The 18411-nt window shown below is 43.6% G+C and carries 18 protein-coding genes; all 18 read left to right on the top strand.

The window, feature by feature from the left end; all coding sequences use genetic code 11:
• The first annotated feature begins 7 nt into the window (after nt 1-7).
• The 18 genes from fliF (at nt 8) to CTN07_RS01825 (ending at nt 18388) form a co-directional block, all read left to right on the top strand.
• A complete protein-coding gene (gene fliF, locus CTN07_RS01910) occupies nt 8-1753 on the top strand; it encodes a flagellar basal-body MS-ring/collar protein FliF (protein ID WP_005300444.1) in 1746 nt (581 codons plus the stop codon).
• Nucleotides 1743-2783, top strand: coding sequence for a flagellar motor switch protein FliG (fliG, locus tag CTN07_RS01905; RefSeq protein WP_036764239.1), 1041 nt, complete (start codon nt 1743-1745; stop codon nt 2781-2783). Before fliF ends, fliG begins: the two co-directional genes overlap by 11 nt.
• Before the next feature lie 11 nt (nt 2784-2794).
• Entirely contained in the window at nt 2795-3610 is an 816-nt protein-coding gene (gene fliH / locus CTN07_RS01900) for a flagellar assembly protein FliH (protein WP_005300435.1), read from the top strand.
• Nucleotides 3607-4920 (top strand): flagellar protein export ATPase FliI, encoded by a 1314-nt coding sequence (gene fliI, locus CTN07_RS01895; RefSeq protein ID WP_005300432.1) that lies wholly within the window; start codon nt 3607-3609, stop codon nt 4918-4920. Before fliH ends, fliI begins: the two co-directional genes overlap by 4 nt.
• A gap of 94 nt (nt 4921-5014) precedes the next feature.
• Nucleotides 5015-5467, top strand: coding sequence for a flagellar export protein FliJ (fliJ, locus tag CTN07_RS01890; RefSeq protein ID WP_036764237.1), 453 nt, complete (start codon nt 5015-5017; stop codon nt 5465-5467).
• A 188-nt stretch (nt 5468-5655) separates the two neighbouring features.
• Nucleotides 5656-7458 carry a flagellar hook-length control protein FliK gene (locus CTN07_RS01885; protein ID WP_005300429.1) on the top strand — a complete coding sequence of 601 codons (1803 nt, stop codon included), beginning with the start codon at nt 5656-5658 and terminating at the stop codon, nt 7456-7458.
• 34 nt (nt 7459-7492) lie between these two features.
• Nucleotides 7493-7957, top strand: coding sequence for a flagellar basal body-associated protein FliL (gene fliL / locus CTN07_RS01880; protein WP_036764235.1), 465 nt, complete (start codon nt 7493-7495; stop codon nt 7955-7957).
• Between the two features lie 7 nt (nt 7958-7964).
• Entirely contained in the window at nt 7965-9008 is a 1044-nt protein-coding gene (fliM, locus tag CTN07_RS01875; RefSeq protein WP_005300426.1) for a flagellar motor switch protein FliM, read from the top strand.
• A gap of 14 nt (nt 9009-9022) precedes the next feature.
• Nucleotides 9023-9409 carry a flagellar motor switch protein FliN gene (gene fliN, locus CTN07_RS01870; protein WP_005300423.1) on the top strand — a complete coding sequence of 129 codons (387 nt, stop codon included), beginning with the start codon at nt 9023-9025 and terminating at the stop codon, nt 9407-9409.
• Entirely contained in the window at nt 9409-9747 is a 339-nt protein-coding gene (gene fliO, locus CTN07_RS01865; RefSeq protein ID WP_036764233.1) for a flagellar biosynthetic protein FliO, read from the top strand. Before fliN ends, fliO begins: the two co-directional genes overlap by 1 nt.
• Nucleotides 9748-9763: 16 nt before the next feature.
• On the top strand, nt 9764-10552 hold the full coding sequence (fliP, locus tag CTN07_RS01860; protein ID WP_085999124.1) for a flagellar type III secretion system pore protein FliP: 789 nt from the start codon (nt 9764-9766) through the stop codon (nt 10550-10552).
• On the top strand, nt 10549-10818 hold the full coding sequence (fliQ, locus tag CTN07_RS01855) for a flagellar biosynthesis protein FliQ (RefSeq protein WP_036764231.1): 270 nt from the start codon (nt 10549-10551) through the stop codon (nt 10816-10818). Before fliP ends, fliQ begins: the two co-directional genes overlap by 4 nt.
• A gap of 12 nt (nt 10819-10830) precedes the next feature.
• Nucleotides 10831-11613, top strand: coding sequence for a flagellar biosynthetic protein FliR (gene fliR / locus CTN07_RS01850; RefSeq protein ID WP_005300418.1), 783 nt, complete (start codon nt 10831-10833; stop codon nt 11611-11613).
• A gap of 71 nt (nt 11614-11684) precedes the next feature.
• A complete protein-coding gene (flhB, locus tag CTN07_RS01845; RefSeq protein WP_005300415.1) occupies nt 11685-12815 on the top strand; it encodes a flagellar biosynthesis protein FlhB in 1131 nt (376 codons plus the stop codon).
• Nucleotides 12816-13061: 246 nt separating this feature from the next.
• Complete coding sequence (gene flhA, locus CTN07_RS01840; RefSeq protein WP_005300413.1) at nt 13062-15167, top strand: flagellar biosynthesis protein FlhA; 2106 nt, start codon at nt 13062-13064, stop codon at nt 15165-15167.
• 39 nt (nt 15168-15206) lie between these two features.
• Nucleotides 15207-16793, top strand: a complete 1587-nt coding sequence (gene flhF / locus CTN07_RS01835) for a flagellar biosynthesis GTPase FlhF (protein ID WP_005300410.1) — start codon at nt 15207-15209, stop codon at nt 16791-16793.
• Nucleotides 16786-17673 (top strand): MinD/ParA family protein, encoded by an 888-nt coding sequence (locus CTN07_RS01830; protein WP_005300407.1) that lies wholly within the window; start codon nt 16786-16788, stop codon nt 17671-17673. The genes flhF and CTN07_RS01830 overlap by 8 nt, the downstream gene beginning before the upstream one ends.
• On the top strand, nt 17666-18388 hold the full coding sequence (locus CTN07_RS01825; RefSeq protein WP_005300404.1) for an RNA polymerase sigma factor FliA: 723 nt from the start codon (nt 17666-17668) through the stop codon (nt 18386-18388). The genes CTN07_RS01830 and CTN07_RS01825 overlap by 8 nt, the downstream gene beginning before the upstream one ends.
• Nucleotides 18389-18411: the final 23 nt, after the last annotated feature.

Below are 18411 nucleotides of genomic sequence, written 5' to 3'. Positions count from 1 at the left end.
GTATTTCGTGTCTGACTCGCTTTCTAATCAAGAGTTGCTTCCCGGTAATAATGGACAAGCAGCATTGATCTCATCTAATGACACAGCCGATACGGATCTAGGGGAAAAAAAGGCCTCGAAATCCGACAGTATTTTAGGAAACTTAGATCTGCTTCGTCAGGTGATCTTAGTGCTTGCGGTGGCGATCTGTGTTTCTCTTATCATTATGGTGATGATGTGGATCAAAGAGCCTGAAATGCGGCCATTAGGCAACTATGAAACATCAGAGCTTATCACCGTCTTAGATGCATTAGATCAGAAAAAAATAGAGTATCAATTAGACGGTAATACCATTCGAGTCCCCGCAGATCAATACAGTGCCATTAAGTTAACACTTGCCCGCGATGGTTGGAGTGCACCAGAAGCTCAAGGTGATGATATCTTATTAAAAAACATGGGCTTTGGTGTTTCTCAGCGGCTAGAGCAAGAGCGGTTAAAGCTCAGCCGAGAACGACAATTAGCTCGTGCAATTGAACAAATAAAGCAAGTGCGCAAAGCTCAGGTTTTGTTAGCGCTGCCAAAGCAAAGTGTGTTTGTTCGTAATAATCAAGATGCTTCTGCCACCGTCTTTTTAACCTTATCTTCAGGAGCAACATTAGGTCAGCAAGAAGTGGACTCTATTGTCGATATGGTCGCTTCTGCGGTACCAGGATTAAAACCCACTCGCGTAACAGTGACCGATCAACATGGCCGTTTGTTAAGTTCGGGTACCGAAGATCCTAGTGCAACCGCGAAACGTAAAGAGTATGAATTAGAGCGCAAGCAGGAACAAACCCTACGGGAGAAAATTGATGCGATCTTAATGCCGATTTTGGGGCTTGGAAATTACACTTCACAAGTGGACGTTTCTATGGATTTCAGTTCGCTAGAAGAGACGCAAAAGCAGTTTGATCCATCGAAACCGGCTACACGAAGTGAGTTCATTCTAGAAGATCTTAATAACAGTAATCGAGTTGGCGGAATTCCTGGCGCATTAAGTAATCAACCGCCGGCAGATAGTGCAATTCCTCAAGATGTAAAAGACTTGCAATCGGGTAAAAGTTTGTCTGATGGTTCAGTGCATCGTGAAGAGACTCGTAATTATGAGCTTGATACCACCATTCGTCATAAGCGTTCTCAGACTGGCACCATTGCTCGTCAAACCGTATCGGTTGCCGTGGATTATAAAAATATTACCGATCCGAAGACCGGAAAAGTTACTCGCGTACCTGTATCCGATGCGGAGCTAGAAAAAATTCGACGTCTATTGATGGGCGGAGTTGGTTTCTCACAAGCTCGTGGCGATCTCCTTGAAGTGATATCGATGCCATTTGCGTTACCTGAAGAATTAGCATTAGCCAATCCACCAATTTGGGAGAACCCGAACTTCAGTTCTTGGATCCGTTGGATTGCAGCTGCACTGGTGATTATTGTGATGATCATTGTGTTAATTCGCCCAGCGATGCGTAAGTTGCTCTATCCAAATCAAACCGCAGAAGGGATCCCTCTAGACGAAAATGGGGTGCCAATGTTGAACCATCATGGGGATGGTATCACTTTAATTGGTTCTGATTTAGATGCCGGTGATTCGTTAGAATTGAGCACTAGTCAGCTTGAATTACCGAGCTTACATCGAGATGAAGATCTATTAAAAGCTGTTCGCGCATTGGTAGCGAATGAGCCCGATTTAGCGGCACAAGTTATTAAAAATTGGATGAGCGAAAATGGCAAATGATGTAACGCCACCTCCGGCTGAAGGCTTTGATATTAGTCAGCTTTCTGGTACTGAAAAAGCAGCGATTTTATTGTTGAGTTTAAATGAGCAAGATGCTGCTAGTATTATTCGCCATCTAGAACCTAAACAGGTACAACGGGTCGGTGGTGCTATGGCGAGTATAACCGATTTAAACCAAGAGAAAGTGAATTCAGTGCATCGTCATTTTCTGGAAGATATTCAGAAATATACCAGCATTGGTATGGGTAGTGAAGACTTTGTGCGTAATGCTCTTGTCGCCGCTCTCGGTGAAGATAAAGCCAATAACTTAGTGGATCAAATCTTAATGGGCAGTGGCTCCCGTGGTCTTGATTCATTGAAATGGATGGATCCTCGTCAAGTGGCCACCATTATTCAAAATGAACACCCTCAGATTCAAACTATTGTTTTATCGTATCTTGAGCCAGAACAATCTGCCGAAATCTTATCCCAGTTTCCTGAACGAGTACGGTTGGATCTGATGATGCGTATTGCCCACTTAGAAGAAGTTCAACCTGCAGCGCTCCACGAACTTAATGACATTATGGAGAAACAGTTTGCCGGTCAGTCTGGTGCGCAAGCTGCGAAAATTGGCGGCTTGAAAGCGGCGGCTGAAATTATGAACTATCTCGATAACAGTATGGAAGGTATCTTGATGGATCAAATTCGTGAGCATGACGAAGATACTGCCGTTCAGATTCAAGACCTGATGTTTGTGTTTGATAATTTGATTGAAATGGATGATCGCAGTATTCAGATTTTGCTGCGTGATGTACCTCAAGAGCATCTGCAATGTGCACTGAAAGGTGCAGACGATCCACTGCGTGATAAGATTTTTGCCAATATGTCAAAACGCGCTGGTGAAATGCTGCGTGAAGATCTTGAAGCTATGGGGCCAATTCGTGTATCCGATGTAGAAGCGTCACAAAAAGAAATTCTAGCAATTGCTCGTCGTTTGGCTGATACCGGGGAGATTATGCTAAATGGCGGCGGCTCCGAAGAATATTTATAACAGGGTAACCCATGGATAATGATCGTCGTCGCGGCTTTGTTCGCATAAATTCAGACCAAGCTGAAGTGTTAGAACGTTGGTGTTTTCCCGATTACAGCGATGAGTTGCCACATCAACATGACAACGCACTAAATTATGAGCTTCAGCGGCAAGTACCAGAACCCGAGCCTCATCATGCGCCAGAGGAAGATTCGCCGCCACCATTAACGGCGGCAGATCTCGATGAAATCCATCAATCTGCTTACGATGATGGATTTGCTGAGGGGCGAAAAGCAGGTTATGACGAAGGATTTAGTCAAGGACAGCAAGATGGGCAGCAGTTAGGTCAGCAGCAAGGTGTTGAACAAGGTCTCGCTCAGGGTTTAGAGCAAGCGCAAACGCACATTGCGGCCCAAGTGGATGCGTTAGCTTTAGTGATGGATAATCTCGCTACGCCTATTGCGGTTATGAACGAAGAAGTCCGAGCTCAAGTCTTGCAATTGGCAATATCACTCACTCGAGAGCTGATTCGGGTAGAGGTACAAACCAATTCTCAAGTGATTCTGCAAACCATTAATGATGTTATCGCCAGCTTACCTGTGGTTGAGCGAGAGACACATATTGCGCTTAACCCAGAAGATCACCAGCAAGTTCTAGAGGCATATGGTAGTGAAAATCTTGCTGAACGTAAGTGGAAACTCACCATAGAGCCAGCATTACAACGCGGTGATGTGCAAGTTAGAGCGGGTGATGCTAGTGTAGATTATCGTATGGAACAACGCATTCGTCATTTGCTACAGCAGTTTGTTGGGAATAATAACCTCGATCAAGAGAGTATCGCAGAATGACTCTTGCACAAGAACTTGCCAAGTTTACAACCCAAGGTTTGGCGTGTCGCCCCGTTGCATCAGGACGTTTAACTCGGGTAGTGGGGTTAACACTTGAAGCGGTTGGTTGTCGTGCACCTGTTGGTAGTTTATGTAAAGTAGAAACGGTGAACGGCGAATTAGAAGCTGAAGTGATCGGATTTTCTGGTGATACTCTGTTTTTAATGCCCAGCGAGCAGTTAACTGGTGTGATGCCTAGCGCTAAAGTAACGCCTATTTTACAAGAGAGTGGTTTACCCGTAGGTCCTGAATTACTTGGTCGAGTTATTGATGGCGTTGGTAATCCACTTGATGGTCTAGGTGATATTTATACCCAGCACCGTGCCTCTTTTAGTGCTCCTGCAATCAATCCATTAAAACGAAAACCGATAAAAGAACCGTTAGACGTTGGATTAAAAGCTATCAACGGCTGCTTAACTGTAGGTAAAGGTCAGCGAATTGGCTTATTTGCTGGATCCGGTGTCGGTAAGTCGGTCACTCTTGGCATGATGACCCGAGGTACCACAGCACAAGTGGTTGTGGTTGGCTTGATTGGTGAGCGAGGCCGAGAAGTAAAAGAATTTATTGATGAGATTTTAGGTGAAGAAGGGCGTCAGCGCTCAGTCGTTGTGGCCGCGCCAGCCGATGCTTCGCCTCTAATGCGTTTAAAAGGGTGTCAAACAGCGTTAACGATAGCAGAATATTTTCGAGATCAAGGACAGGATGTTCTTTTGTTAATGGATTCTCTTACCCGATTTGCTCAAGCCCAGCGTGAAATAGCCCTTTCTGTTGGAGAGCCTCCGGCAACTAAAGGTTATCCACCCTCAGTGTTTGCAAAACTCCCTGCCTTGGTTGAGCGAGCCGGTAATGGTGATGAAAACCAAGGGTCTATTACTGCCTTTTTTACGGTGTTAAGTGAAGGTGATGATTTACAAGATCCCATTGCAGATGCCTCGCGAGCAATCTTAGACGGCCATATCGTTTTGTCTCGTGAAATGGCTGATGCGGGTCATTACCCAGCAATCGATGTAGAGCGCTCTGTCAGCCGTGTAATGCCTGCCATTGTGACCGAAGAGCATATGATTATGGCAAAAGCGGTACGGCAGATCTTATCTATTTGTCGTAAGAACCAAGACCTGGTTGCGATAGGGGCTTATAAACCAGGAACGGATCCCAATATTGATCAAGCCTTTAGTTTAAAACCGCGGTTAGATGGTTTCTTACAGCAAGGAATGAAAGAATCGGTTCCCTATGAAATGTGTGTGAATATGCTTCGTAGCACACTGAGCTAGTTTTGAGCTGTTTAGTAGTCAGAAAAACGTCTAATGCGTAACCTGTCATTAACTTAACTAGTCAAATTAATGACGATTAAGGATTTGCTGCTGTATGTCGAATAATTCTCTTAGCTTAATTTTAGAACAAGCAAAAGAACAAGAGCACCAAGCTCAATTAGCCTTAAATCATGCCCATCTAGAACGAGAAAATTACCTGCAGCAATTGGCCCAAATAGAACAATATCGACTGGATTACTGCACTCAGCTGTCAGAACGAGGGTTGCAAGGCTTAACTGCCAGCTCTTATAACCATTTACAGAAGTTTTTAACCCAGCTTGATGAAACCTTGGCAAAGCAGAAAAGCATTGGTTCGCATTTTGAACAGCAGATAACCGACTGTCAACAACATTGGCTAGAGATGCAGAAAAAGCGCCGTTCTATTGAATGGTTGATAGAGAAAAAACAGCGTGAGCGACAAATGTGGTTAGATAAGCAAGAGCAAAAAATGATGGATGAATTTGCCACATTACAGTTTGCGCGAAGAATGCAAGCTTCTGGGCGTTAGTCGATAGTATAAAAACTATCCGTTAATAGGCTGGTTAGTGTGATAATAATCACGACTTACCCTCTGTTTTTCTACATATTTTAGAAATTTTCAATATTGGTTTAATTTTTGCATTCGTCTGTGCTTTGGTTTTGTCATAGTCAAGAATTTGGGTATTCGAGTTCGAGAGTAGGAAAGAGAAAGACGTTATGCAATTGTCCCATCTATTATCTCAAGTTAATGCTAAGTCTCATACAGGCTCTACAGCGACAACTCGCAATGAGCCAACAGATCCTGCCAGTCGTGGTGAAGAGGCTCAGTTTGCAGTATCCCTGCATTCTGCTATGGATGATACATCTGATACTCAGCTTAAAACCAAATCCCAATTAAAGTATGAACTTGGCGGCGAAGAGGCATTAAAAAAAGAACCGTTTAAAAAAGAGGGGGCGAAAGCAGCGATTTCTTCCGATGAGGTATCAATTGAAAGCCAAGCTCCTAGTGCTGTCCTGTTAAGTAAAAATACTACAACGAAATCTGCAGCTAGTGATGACTCTCAAGCTTTATTAGCTCCTGATGAAGTTGGAGAAAAATCACAAACCTCGTCATTATCTGTATCACCATCATCTATTGAAGAGAGCTCTGATCCTCAGACGGTTGCTCAGTCTATGGATGAAGGTCTTGATGTTTTACAACAACTACAGCAGTCCCATAGTCAATTAAATAGTCAACTACGTTCTAAAAAAGTGCTTACTGATCAACAAGATGCAAAATTTGGTACAGAATCAGTTAGTACTGAAGACGGGGGCGATGTTCTACAACAGCTGCAGCAGTCCCATGGTCAATTACATGGTCAACTGCACTCTAAAGAAGTGTTTACTGACCAACAAGATGCAAAGCTAGATACAGAATCGGTTAGTACGGAAGACGGGGGCGATGCTCTACAACAGCTGCAGCAGTCCCATGGTCAATTACATGGTCAACTACGCTCTAAAAAAGAGCTTACTGACCAACAAGATGTAAAACTGGATACAGAATCGGTTAGTACAGATGTTGGAACAGCACATGATACAACAGCGCCATTAACCACAAGAATTGATACTGATACGATAGCAGCTTCAACGTCGACGGCTACTCGAAATGCCAACGGTGATAAAGTTCTACTTGCAAGTAAGTTAGCCTCTACTGATGAGGTGGAACTTAAGCATCATCGTTCTATCGACACAGAGCTTGATTCACATGAATTTAAAACTACGGTATCAGGTGGTAAAGAATCGACCAAAGAGTTATTAGAGTCGCAGCAAAACAAATCCGTTCATGGGCAAAACGCGCTATTGGCATCGAAAGCAGAACTCTTGCCTCAAGGTGATGCCGTAAAAGCGGGCATCAATCATTCGGCGGCATTATCTCAAGCTCATACCCAGTCATTACTGGATCAGAGCCATGCTACTGACAGCAAAGAGGCATCAGCACAAGCGGCATTACAGTCACTATCTGCTCATCAAAATGGTGCATCGTCAGCATCATCCTTGCTGGGAAATCGTCAGGACACTTCTCTAAATAATCAGCCACCACTGTTATTAACCAAAGAGCAATCCGGCGATCAACTGGCGGATAAAGTGCAGATGATGGCGGCGAAAAACCTTAAGCAGATTGATATTCGCCTCGATCCTCCTGAGTTGGGCCGCATGCAGATTAAACTGTCCCTTCATGATGACAACCAAGCTTCGATTCAATTTCAAGTTGCCCATCAACAGACTCGCGATCTGATTGATCAAGCTATGCCAAGACTGCGAGAGTTATTGTTGCAGCAAGGAATGCAGTTGGCTCAAAGTTCTGTTCATCAAGAGACTAATCAGCAGTTTTCGCAACACTTTAATCAACAAAGTGGTCAAGATTCGTCTGCGTTTGGCTCTGGTGGCCACAGCGATGGTTCTCATGATGGTCACGATGATGGAACTATTATTGAGGGGTATGTTACGACCTCTTCTGACCGAGTTGATTACTACGCATAACGATAAATAACAATAAAAGAGAGACATAAATTTTATGGCTAATGGAAAAAAGAAACTTTTTATTATTTTAGGGGTTATTACCTTATTAGCCGCTGGTGGCTGTACAGCATGGTTTACCTTTGGTAATCAAGTATTAGATGTTGAGCATCAACAGCAGGAGAAAAGCGCAAAGGTTCAGTCTCCTATTTATTATGTTGTTATGCCGCAGCCTTTTACGTTTAATGTCACCGGCGATCCTCGTGATCGAGTTGTGCAAATTCGAGTACAATTGATGGTTCGTGGGGCAGAGAGTGAAACCTTGACCAATCAAAATATCCCCTTACTAGAAAGTACGTTATTACAGAATTTTAGTGCTGCAACTGTGGAAGATTTACGTACGGCTTATGGTAGGACAGAGCTCCGCCAGCGAGCTCTTACGGCAGTGCAGTCGAGCATGGAAAAAGTGACAGGAGCACCTGTAGTGGAGCGGGTACTCTTTACCGGATTTGTAATGCAGTAGGTATAGTGTGAGTGATTTATTAACCCAAGATGAAATAGATGCCTTACTGCATGGGGTCGGTGATGTAGACGACGGCCCTGAATCAAACAGCAGTGAAACGGGTGTTATTACCTTTGACTTCTCATCTCAAGATCGCATTGTTCGCGGTCGGATGCCCACCCTTGAATTGATTAATGAGCGCTTTGCTCGTCATATGCGGATCAGCTTATTTAATATGCTGCGCAAAACGGCAGAAGTCTCGATCAATGGGGTACAAATGATGAAGTTTGGTGAATACCAAAATACGTTATATGTGCCAACCAGTTTGAATATGGTGCGTTTTCGGCCATTAAAGGGTACCGCTTTAGTCACAATGGAAGCGCGTTTGATCTTTATTTTGGTGGAAAACTTCTTCGGTGGTGATGGTCGATTCCACGCAAAAATTGAAGGGCGTGAATTTACCCCAACTGAGCGGCGTATTATTCAAATGCTCTTAAAGCTGGTGTTTGAAGATTATCGCGAAGCTTGGTCTCCGGTTATGGGAGTTGAGTTTGAATATTTAGACTCAGAAGTAAACCCAACCATGGCCAACATTGTTAGCCCGACGGAAGTGATCGTAGTGAGTTCTTTCCATATAGAACTAGACGGTGGTGGCGGTGATTTTCATGTGGTAATGCCTTACTCCATGGTTGAACCGATTCGAGAATTACTCGATGCTGGCGTGCAAAGTGACAAGATGGATACGGACGTACGTTGGAGTCGAGCACTGCGTGAAGAGATCATGGATATTCCTGTGAATATTCGCGCTAAATTACTCGATGTGGATCTGACTTTGCGCGATCTAATGGAGTTGCAAGTTGGGGATATTATTCCGGTTGATATGCCTGATACAGCCACAGTGTTTGTGGAAGACTTACCAACCTATCGCGCTAAAATGGGCCGCTCAGGTGATAACGTCGCATTAAAAATTTCAGAAAAATTAAAGCGCCCGGATATGGTGAAGACTGAGTTAGCCTTTCTTGAGCGAGATGCATTAACTCGTACCTTAGCAGCTGTGGCAGATAACGATTAATACTAGGATTTCTTATGTCTCAAAATGATCAACAAATGGCAGATGAGTGGGCGGCAGCATTGGCAGAGCAAGAAGCTCAAGTACAACCTGCACCTCTTGAAGAGTTAACTGACGATAGTGCACCTGTTAGTGATGATGAGCGTCGTAAACTGGACTCTATTTTAGATATTCCCGTAACCATTTCGATGGAAGTAGGACGTACTCAAATTAGCATCCGTAACTTACTACAACTAAATCAAGGCTCGGTTGTTGAGTTGGATCGGGTTGCAGGTGAATCGTTGGATGTGATGGTAAATGGCACATTGATCGCCCATGGTGAAGTGGTAGTGGTGAATGATAAATTCGGTATCCGCTTAACCGATGTGATCAGCCAAACTGAACGCATTAAGAAGTTACGTTAATGAATACGGCACCTGATCTTAATATTGCCACTACGCTAGCATCGTTATTATTGGTTATCGGTCTAATTTTCTTGCTAGCGTGGTTAGTAAAACGAATGCGAGTCACAGGCTTTAAAGGTCGTCAGCAAGAGTTACAAATTGTCTCACAACTGGCGGTTGGCACCAAAGAGCGAATCGCATTAGTGCAAGTTGGGCAAGAACAGGTTCTCGTTGGTATTACCGCTCATAATATTTCACTGCTGACAAAGTTAGAGCACCCTGTCACCTTAGATAAGGTCGCAGGGAGTGATTTTGCTAGTCAATTAAACGCATTTTTAAATAAACATGATAAGTCGTAACATCGTAATAGTGCTGATGTTTGCACTTTTGGGTTTTTGCTCTTTTAACGCTCTTGCCAATACGTCGTCTGCAACAGCAGTTGATAGTTTAAGTCAAAGCGTCCCATTTTTAAGCACCCAAAAAGGCAGCACAGGAATACCTGCGGTTTCAGTAACCGTAAATCCTGATGGCAGTGAAGATTATTCGGTCACATTGCAGATTCTGGCTTTAATGACCGCTTTAGGTTTTTTGCCTGCCATTGTGATTTTAATGACATCCTTTACCCGCATTGTGGTGGTGATGTCGATTTTGCGTCAAGCGTTAGGTCTCCAACAAACACCATCTAATCAGGTGATTATTGGTATTGCTCTGTTTTTGACTTTCTTTGTGATGTCTCCTGTTTTGGATCGAATTAATGCTCAGGCGGTACAGCCTTATATTAATGAGCAGATCACAGCACCGCAAGCGTTAGAGAAAGCCAAAGTGCCGATGAGAGAGTTTATGCTTAAACAGACGCGGGTTAAGGATCTTGAAACCTTTGTCAATATCTCAGGGGCTAAGGTTTCTGATCCGCAACAAGTCCCAATGACTGTTCTCATCCCAGCGTTTATTACTTCGGAATTAAAAACGGCATTCCAGATAGGTTTTATGCTGTTTTTGCCTTTCTTAGTTATTGACCTTGTGGTGGCGTCAGTATTGATGGCAATGGGTATGATGATGCTCTCACCTATGATTGTTTCGTTGCCGTTTAAGTTAATGCTATTTGTGTTGGTTGATGGTTGGAACCTGATTTTATCAACGCTTGCAGGGAGTTTTGCCGTATGACGCCAGAAGCTTTTGTCGATATATTTCAGCAAGCCCTCTATATGGTCTTGATTATGGTTTGTGCCATTGTCATTCCGGGGCTTATTGTGGGCTTGGTCGTTGCGGTGTTTCAGGCGGCAACCTCGATTAACGAACAGACATTAAGTTTTCTGCCTCGCTTAATTGCCACTTTGCTTGCGTTAATGTTTTTTGGTCATATGATGACTCGGATGTTGATGGATTATTTTCATCAGATCATCGAGCAGATACCGAACTTGTTGTATTAACCAAGGTTCGTTATGCACTACACCTCTGCAATTTTACTGGATTGGTTAGCCAACTATATGTGGGCGTTTATTCGTATCTCTTCCATGATGATGACGATGACGTTTTTTGGTGCGCGCTTTGTTTCGGCTAAGATTCGACTCTATTTAGCATTAACCATCACATTCGCGGTCGTGCCGGTATTACCCCAAGTTCCCCAAGATATTGCTTTACTCTCTCTGCATGGTTTCATTATTACTACCCAGCAGATTGTTATAGGTGCTGCCATTGGTCTTGTGACACAATTTATTACTCAATCCTTTGTTTTACTAGGGCAAATCCTCGCTATGCAATCGAGCTTGGGTTTCGCATCTATGGTCGATCCTGCAAACGGTCAAAACACCCCAGTGTTAGGTCAGCTTTATCTGTTTTTAGCCATTATTTTATTTTTGATGACCGATGGCCATTTAGAGATGTTAGAGCTGATAGTAAAAAGCTTTACTACTTTGCCAATCGGAAAGGCTATGTTCAACGGGCAAGATTATTACCAACTGGCATTGTGGTTTGGTCATATGTTTAAGATGGCGTTAAGTATGGCTCTAGCGGGGATTATTGCGCTCTTAACGGTCAACCTCTCGTTTGGTGTCATGACGCGAGCGGCTCCACAATTAAATATTTTCTCATTAGGTTTCTCTTTTGCGCTGTTAATAGGTTTTGTGATCAGCTGGTTTGTGGTGAGGGGGCTGCTTCCTCACTATGAACAATATTGGCAGTTTGGCCTAGATAAGATGTGTGATTTGGTGCGATTAAACTGCTAGAGAATTAACGTTGAACTGTATTTATATATCGTTGGAATTGATGAGTATGACAAGAATAGCTAAGGGTTATTATGGCTGATTCTGACGATCAAGAACGTACCGAAGACGCCACGCCCCGAAGGCGGCAACAGGCCCAAGAAAAAGGGCAGGTTCCGCGTTCTCGTGAATTGGCTTCGGTTGCCGTACTGATTGCTGGTGCGGTGGGGTTAATGTGGTTTGGTGGCTCGCTTGGTCAGGCGTTAGCTGCGGTAATGTCACGTCTATTTTCTTTGACCCGAGAAGAAGTGTTTGATCTCGGTGCAATGTCAACGGTGATTTCTGAGGTGATCTGGGGAATTGCAGCTCCTTTAACGCTCGTACTGGTTTTTCTTTTTGTGGCGGCCTTTATTGGCGCTGCCGGGTTAGGTGGAGTTCGCTTTTCTTCAGAAGCGGCGATGCCTAAATTATCAAAAATGAACCCGTTAAGTGGCTTTAAGCGCATGTTTGGGATGCAAAGCTGGGTTGAATTGATCAAATCCATTTTAAAAGTGGGACTGGTCTCAGGTGTTGCCTATTACTTGATGTATGACAGTTTGGATGATTTTTTCCAGTTAGCTCAAGAGAGTTATCCCAACAATATTTATCATGCGTTAAGTACTTTATTGCATTTTATTTTGTTGATCAGTTGTTCGTTATTAGTGGTTGTTGCGATAGATGTGCCATTTCAGATTTATCAATTTAATCAGCAATTAAAAATGACCAAGCAAGAGATTAAAGACGAATATAAAGAGACTGAAGGTAAGCCTGAAGTTAAAGGACGTATTCGTATGCTTCAACGTGAAATGGCTCAGCGCCGTATGATGGCTGATGTTCCTCAAGCGGATGTGATTATTACCAACCCTGAGCATTATTCTGTTGCCTTACGGTATGATCCAAAACTGGATAGTGCGCCCGTAGTGATAGCCAAAGGGGTCGATCATACTGCATTTAAAATTCGGGAAATTGCCAAGGAACATAATATTGATATTGTTCCTGTACCTCCGTTAGCGCGTGCGATTTATCATACTACCGAGCTAGAACAACAAATTCCTGACGGTCTCTTTATTGCGGTGGCTCAGGTATTAGCTTATGTCTTCCAGTTAAAACAATATCGTCGAGGGAAAGGACAAAAACCGAAACTATCGCCTGATTCTGAGCAGATCCCAACAGAACTTCGCCACTAGATATTTATAAAATGGAAGTAAATATAGAAAAGTTGCGATATGCCTCACAAAAATAATTTCATTTAAGTTAGTGAAATATCAATAAGATAGCTGTCAAAATAGTGACGTATTTTTAGGCATGATTTTTGCTATAAAAACAGCTTTGTAGCGTTGAAGCAAAATCGTGGCCACAGGATTGCACTATGCCCTGTCTGCTATGGTTCCCTTCGATTGGTCTTTCCCTTTTATTGTTATTTTATTTACTGAATGAAACTGTCCGTTCCGTTTACCAATAAGCTGCCATTTGATCGTTTGCAATCCATGCCCGCGATAGGTGCCCCTGTACTTGTGTTGGCAACCTTAGCTATGGTGGTATTGCCAATGCCGCCATTGCTATTGGATATGGCATTCACCTTTAATATCGCATTAGCTCTTGTGGTGTTATTAGTTACTATTTATACCCGACGACCATTGGATTTTGCCGCCTTTCCAACTGTCTTGTTGATTGCAACACTGCTTCGTTTGGCGCTTAACGTGGCTTCTACGCGAGTGGTTTTGTTGCACGGCCATGAAGGCTCTGATGCAGCGGGTCAAGTTATTGATGCCTTTGGCTCGGTGGTGATTGGTGGTAACTACGCGGTTGGTTTGGTGGTCTTCGTTATTTTGATGATCATTAACTTTATGGTTGTCACTAAAGGTGCTGGACGTATCTCAGAGGTGAGCGCTCGTTTTACCTTAGATGCGATGCCCGGTAAACAGATGGCGATCGATGCCGATTTAAATGCGGGATTAATCGACCAAGAGCAAGCCCGAACTCGACGTGCAGAAGTGACCAAAGAAGCGGATTTTTACGGTTCAATGGACGGTGCCTCTAAGTTTGTAAAAGGGGATGCCATTGCCGGTATTTTAATTCTGTTTATTAACATTATTGGTGGCTTAATCATAGGTATGATGCAGCACCAATTAGGTTTTGCAGAAGCGGCATCTATCTACAGTTTATTGACCATTGGTGATGGCTTAGTCGCTCAGATCCCATCGTTATTACTTTCTATTGCAGCAGCAATGATGGTAACACGACAAAATACCGATGAAGATATGGGTAAAGCTCTGTATTTTCAGATGTTTAATAATCCACAAGCGTTAATGATCACCGGGGTCATTTTGTTTGTGATGGGTATTGTGCCGGGGATGCCTCACATTCCATTTTTGTTATTGGCATTACTGATTGGTGCTGTCGCTTATTGGCGTATAACCAAAGAAAAACAAGCGATAGAAAATAACCAATCGTCGTCTTCTTCGTTACCTGCTGAATTAACACCGCAACAAGCACCAAAAGAGCTGTCATGGGATGATGTACAACCGGTTGACATGATAGGTCTTGAAGTTGGCTATCGCTTAATTTCTATGGTGGATAAAGAACAAGGCGGTGAGCTGCTTGAACGTATTAAAGGGGTACGTAAAAAGCTTTCTCAAGACTTTGGTTTTTTAATTCCTGCGGTACATATTCGTGACAATCTTGAATTACCGCCCAACTGTTATCGCATTAGCTTGATGGGGGTAACGTGCGGTGAAGCCAATATTCATCCCAATATGGAACTGGCAATTAACCCCGGCCAAGTCTACGGCAATATTGATGGTGAAATGACTAAAGATCCCGCTTTTGGTTTGGATGCGGTTTGGGTTCAAGAGTCACAACGTGAACATGCTCAGGCATTAGGGTACACAGTGGTGGATTCATCGACTGTGCTAGCAACTCATTTGAGCCAAATCTTAACCAACAATGCCGCCCACTTATTGGGCCATGAAGAAGTTCAGAATCTACTGGAAATGCTGGGCCAATCTACGCCGAAATTGGTCGACGGTTTTGTACCTGATCAGCTACCTTTGGGTGTGGTCGTGAAAGTGATGCAAAACTTATTGAATGAGGCCATTCCGCTTCGTGACATTCGAACAATCGTACAGACGCTATCGGAATACTCCAGTAAAAGCCAAGATCCTGACATATTGACCGCAGCCGTTCGAATCGGATTGAAACGACTAATCTGTCAAGATATCAATGGGGTAGAGGCAGAATTACCTGTGATTACTCTAGTGCCTGAACTGGAACAGATATTGCATAAGACGATGCAATCTGCTGGGGGAGAATCGACAGGAATTGAACCAGGCTTAGCTGAACGTTTGCAGCAATCTTTAGCCGATGCAACTCAGCAACAAGAATTTAAAGGGGAACCTGCAGTACTGCTTACATCTGGGGTATTGCGTTCCACTCTTGCAAAATTTGTAAAAAATACCATTCCAACACTACGCGTTCTTTCTTATCAAGAAGTGCCTGATGAAAAACAGATCCGTATCGTCAACGCGGTCGGTCATTAATGTTGGTTATTTACAGCGTTATCAAACGGGAAGATACGAGTGAAAATTAAACGTTTTTTTGCCAAAGATATGCGTACTGCACTTAACGAGGTCAAAGAAGAGCTCGGTTCTGATGCGGTGATCATGTCGAATAAAAAAGTGACTGGCGGCGTTGAAATTGTTGCGGCAGTGGATCCGGATAGTCATCCAGAACCGATGAAATCATCAGCAATGCAATCTGCACGTGATGAACTGGCTTATGGCTTTGGCCAAGCTAAACGTAAATTAGCAGACGATCATGTTCAGTTACAACAAAGTGCGCCATCGAGTCGTTTTGCTAATGTGCTGCAAAATTATGCAGAATCTCAACCAAACGGTGATGAGCGCCAAGAAGATTCGCTAACTGCTTTGTTGCAACGTCAGTCAAAGCACCGCCAGCAAGAATCAGAACACAGCTATCATGATGAACCGCGTGAGTTTCAGCGTCACTCTTTATCATCTCGTCATGATGCTTCGGCTCAGTCACAAGGTTATGATTTTCGAGCTCAGAAGCATTCATTAGATATTGGTGATTATCAACGTCCATCATCCAGTCAATATGAACGTGAGCTGCATGTTGGGAATCGAGCTAAGCCTAATTATAGTCAGCGTCCAGCTAAACCGCGCTTGGACCCTTCTCGTTATGAAGCAAAATCTTCCCATCAGTTTGATGATATAGAGACTATGCGCTCTGAGTTAGCCTCTATTCGTTACTTGTTAGAGCATCAACTGTCAGGATTAATGTGGCAAGAAGTAGAACGCCGCGAGCCGATGCGGGCAATGATGGTTAAGCGTTTGGAAAAGATGGGCTTATCTGATGAATTGGCTGACCAACTCGCCAGTTATATTCCAGAAGAGCTACCACCGCATCAAGCATGGCCAGCATTACTCGATTTATTATCCGATCAAATCCAAACCATCAAAGAAAATGTATTGGAATCTGGTGGTGTGGTAGCGCTGTTAGGTCCAACCGGAGTAGGTAAAACAACGACGATTGCCAAGCTTGCTGCACGAGCTGCCATGGAGTTTGGTCCAGAGCAAATCGCCCTTGTAACAACCGATACTTTTCGTATTGGTGCACACGAACAATTGGCAACATATGGTCGAATTATCGGCTGTCCGGTAAGAGTTGCTAAAGATGCGGAAGAACTTGCCGATATATTACATCAGTTACGTCATCGCCGCTTAGTATTACTGGATACAGCAGGTATGGGTCAGCGTGATATTCGTTTGTCAGAACAGCTTGATACCCTAATGCAAAACAGTGGGGCTCATATTCGTAGCCTATTGGTGATGCCAGCAACGGCTCAGCGTCGAGTGATGCAAGAGACCATTGAACATTTTCGTCGTATCCCATTATCAGGTTGCGTCTTAACCAAATTGGATGAGTCTTTAAGTTTAGGTGAGGTGATTGCGGTCACTATCCAAAATGCATTACCGATTGCTTATCTTGCCGATGGGCAGCGAGTTCCCGAAGATATCAAAGTAGCGACGGGTAAGTTTTTAGTCGCACGAGCAAATGAGTTGTTGGAGCAAGAGCTTAACCAACGACCTCACTTCTGGTCTAGTGATCGTCTTGAGCAAAAGGCGGCAGATTTTTATGATTGAGAACGCAATGTACGATCAAGCTAGCGGCCTGCGCCGTTTAACTCAGATTCCCTCGACCAAAGTGATTGCTGTAACTGGCGGTAAAGGCGGGGTTGGTAAAACCAATATTACCTTAAATATGGCGATTTCAATGGCTAAGCAAGGTAAGCGAGTGATGGTCTTTGATGCCGATCTCGGCCTGGCTAATATTGATGTTATGTTAGGTATTCGAATTGGCCGTAATCTTTCTCATGTGATGGCTAGCTTGTGTGATTTACAAGACATTATTGTCGAGGGGCCATACGGAATTAAGATTATTCCAGCATCTTCGGGTACTCGCAATATGGCTGAATTAGACCCGATGCAGCACTCAGGGCTTATTCGAGCTTTCAGTAGTTTACAAGATGAGGTCGATGTATTGCTGATCGATACCGCAGCAGGTATCTCTGATATGGTCTTAAGCTTTGCCCGTGCCTCACAAGATGTTTTAGTTGTGGTGTGTGATGAACCGACCTCAATTACCGATGCGTATGCTCTGATTAAAGTGCTAAACCGAGATTATGGGGTTCAGCGTTTTAAAATTGTCGCAAATATGGTGCGCAGTTATCGTGAAGGGCGCGATCTGTATACTAAGTTAACCCGAGTCACTGAGCGCTTTTTGGACGCTAACTTAGAATTGGTGGCATGTATCCCACTAGATGATGCAGTACGTCAAGCGGTAAGATGTCAAAAACTGGTGGTAGAGGCTTACCCACGAAGCCCTGCCAGTTTGGCGTTAAACTCGTTAGCAACCAAAGCAACAACTTGGCCGAGCGCAAGTAATCCAGGTGGTCATCTTGAGTTTTTCGTTGAGAGATTACTGGTAAAAAGAAGCCTAGAAGGGGAATGTGCTTGTGAATAGAGCGCTAACTTACGGGCGCTATCAAGAAAGTCCACAAGCTTTTATTGCCCGTCACTCATCGTTGGTTAAACGGATTGCTCACCATTTGATGGCGCGTTTACCACCGAATATTTTGATCGAAGATTTAATTCAAGCGGGCATGATCGGCTTGCTTGAAGCACAGCAAAATTATGATCCGACCAAAGGTGCGAGTTTTGAGACCTTTGCCGGAATTCGTATCCGTGGTGCTATGTTGGATGATATTCGTCGTGGAGATTGGGTTCCGCGCTCTGTTTACAAAAACAGTCGCCGAATCAGTGAAGCAATGGCCCAACTTGAGCATGAATTAGGGCGAGATCCTAATGACCATGAGGTTGCTGAGCACTTAGAGATGTCGCTGGAACAATATCATCAAGCTCTTAACGATGTAAATTGTGGTCGTTTAGTTGGTATCGATGATCTCGGTATCTCTGAAGATGCGGTTGCGAATGATGAATTATTAGAAGAAAATCTACCTTTTCAGGGAGTTGTTGATGATAGTTTCCGCCAAGCGTTGGCAGAAGCGATCAAAACGCTACCGGAAAGAGAGGCTCTGGTTTTATCGCTTTATTATGATGAAGAGTTAAACCTAAAAGAGATTGGTGCAGTAATTGGGGTGAGTGAATCTCGCATTTGTCAGATTCATACCCAAGCAATGCAGCGTTTAAAAGCCAAACTAAAAGCTTGGCAAAATTAACTATTTACTTTAGCAAAACACTG

This window comes from Photobacterium damselae (assembly GCF_003026815.1).
GTDB classification, from domain to species: domain Bacteria; phylum Pseudomonadota; class Gammaproteobacteria; order Enterobacterales; family Vibrionaceae; genus Photobacterium; species Photobacterium damselae.
This window is presented reverse-complemented; position numbering and strand designations above follow the sequence as displayed.

What these genes read in the sequence shown, in the direction of transcription:
- fliG (WP_036764239.1), top strand. Translation starts at nt 1,743, where the DNA reads ATGGCAAATGATGTAACGCCACCTCCGGCTGAAGGCTTTGATATTAGT.
- fliH (WP_005300435.1), top strand. Translation starts at nt 2,795, where the DNA reads ATGGATAATGATCGTCGTCGCGGCTTTGTTCGCATAAATTCAGACCAA.
- fliI (WP_005300432.1), top strand. Translation starts at nt 3,607, where the DNA reads ATGACTCTTGCACAAGAACTTGCCAAGTTTACAACCCAAGGTTTGGCG.
- fliJ (WP_036764237.1), top strand. Translation starts at nt 5,015, where the DNA reads ATGTCGAATAATTCTCTTAGCTTAATTTTAGAACAAGCAAAAGAACAA.
- CTN07_RS01885 (WP_005300429.1), top strand. Translation starts at nt 5,656, where the DNA reads ATGCAATTGTCCCATCTATTATCTCAAGTTAATGCTAAGTCTCATACA.
- fliL (WP_036764235.1), top strand. Translation starts at nt 7,493, where the DNA reads ATGGCTAATGGAAAAAAGAAACTTTTTATTATTTTAGGGGTTATTACC.
- fliN (WP_005300423.1), top strand. Translation starts at nt 9,023, where the DNA reads ATGTCTCAAAATGATCAACAAATGGCAGATGAGTGGGCGGCAGCATTG.
- fliO (WP_036764233.1), top strand. Translation starts at nt 9,409, where the DNA reads ATGAATACGGCACCTGATCTTAATATTGCCACTACGCTAGCATCGTTA.
- fliP (WP_085999124.1), top strand. Translation starts at nt 9,764, where the DNA reads ATGTTTGCACTTTTGGGTTTTTGCTCTTTTAACGCTCTTGCCAATACG.
- fliQ (WP_036764231.1), top strand. Translation starts at nt 10,549, where the DNA reads ATGACGCCAGAAGCTTTTGTCGATATATTTCAGCAAGCCCTCTATATG.
- fliR (WP_005300418.1), top strand. Translation starts at nt 10,831, where the DNA reads ATGCACTACACCTCTGCAATTTTACTGGATTGGTTAGCCAACTATATG.
- flhB (WP_005300415.1), top strand. Translation starts at nt 11,685, where the DNA reads ATGGCTGATTCTGACGATCAAGAACGTACCGAAGACGCCACGCCCCGA.
- flhA (WP_005300413.1), top strand. Translation starts at nt 13,062, where the DNA reads ATGAAACTGTCCGTTCCGTTTACCAATAAGCTGCCATTTGATCGTTTG.
- CTN07_RS01830 (WP_005300407.1), top strand. Translation starts at nt 16,786, where the DNA reads ATGATTGAGAACGCAATGTACGATCAAGCTAGCGGCCTGCGCCGTTTA.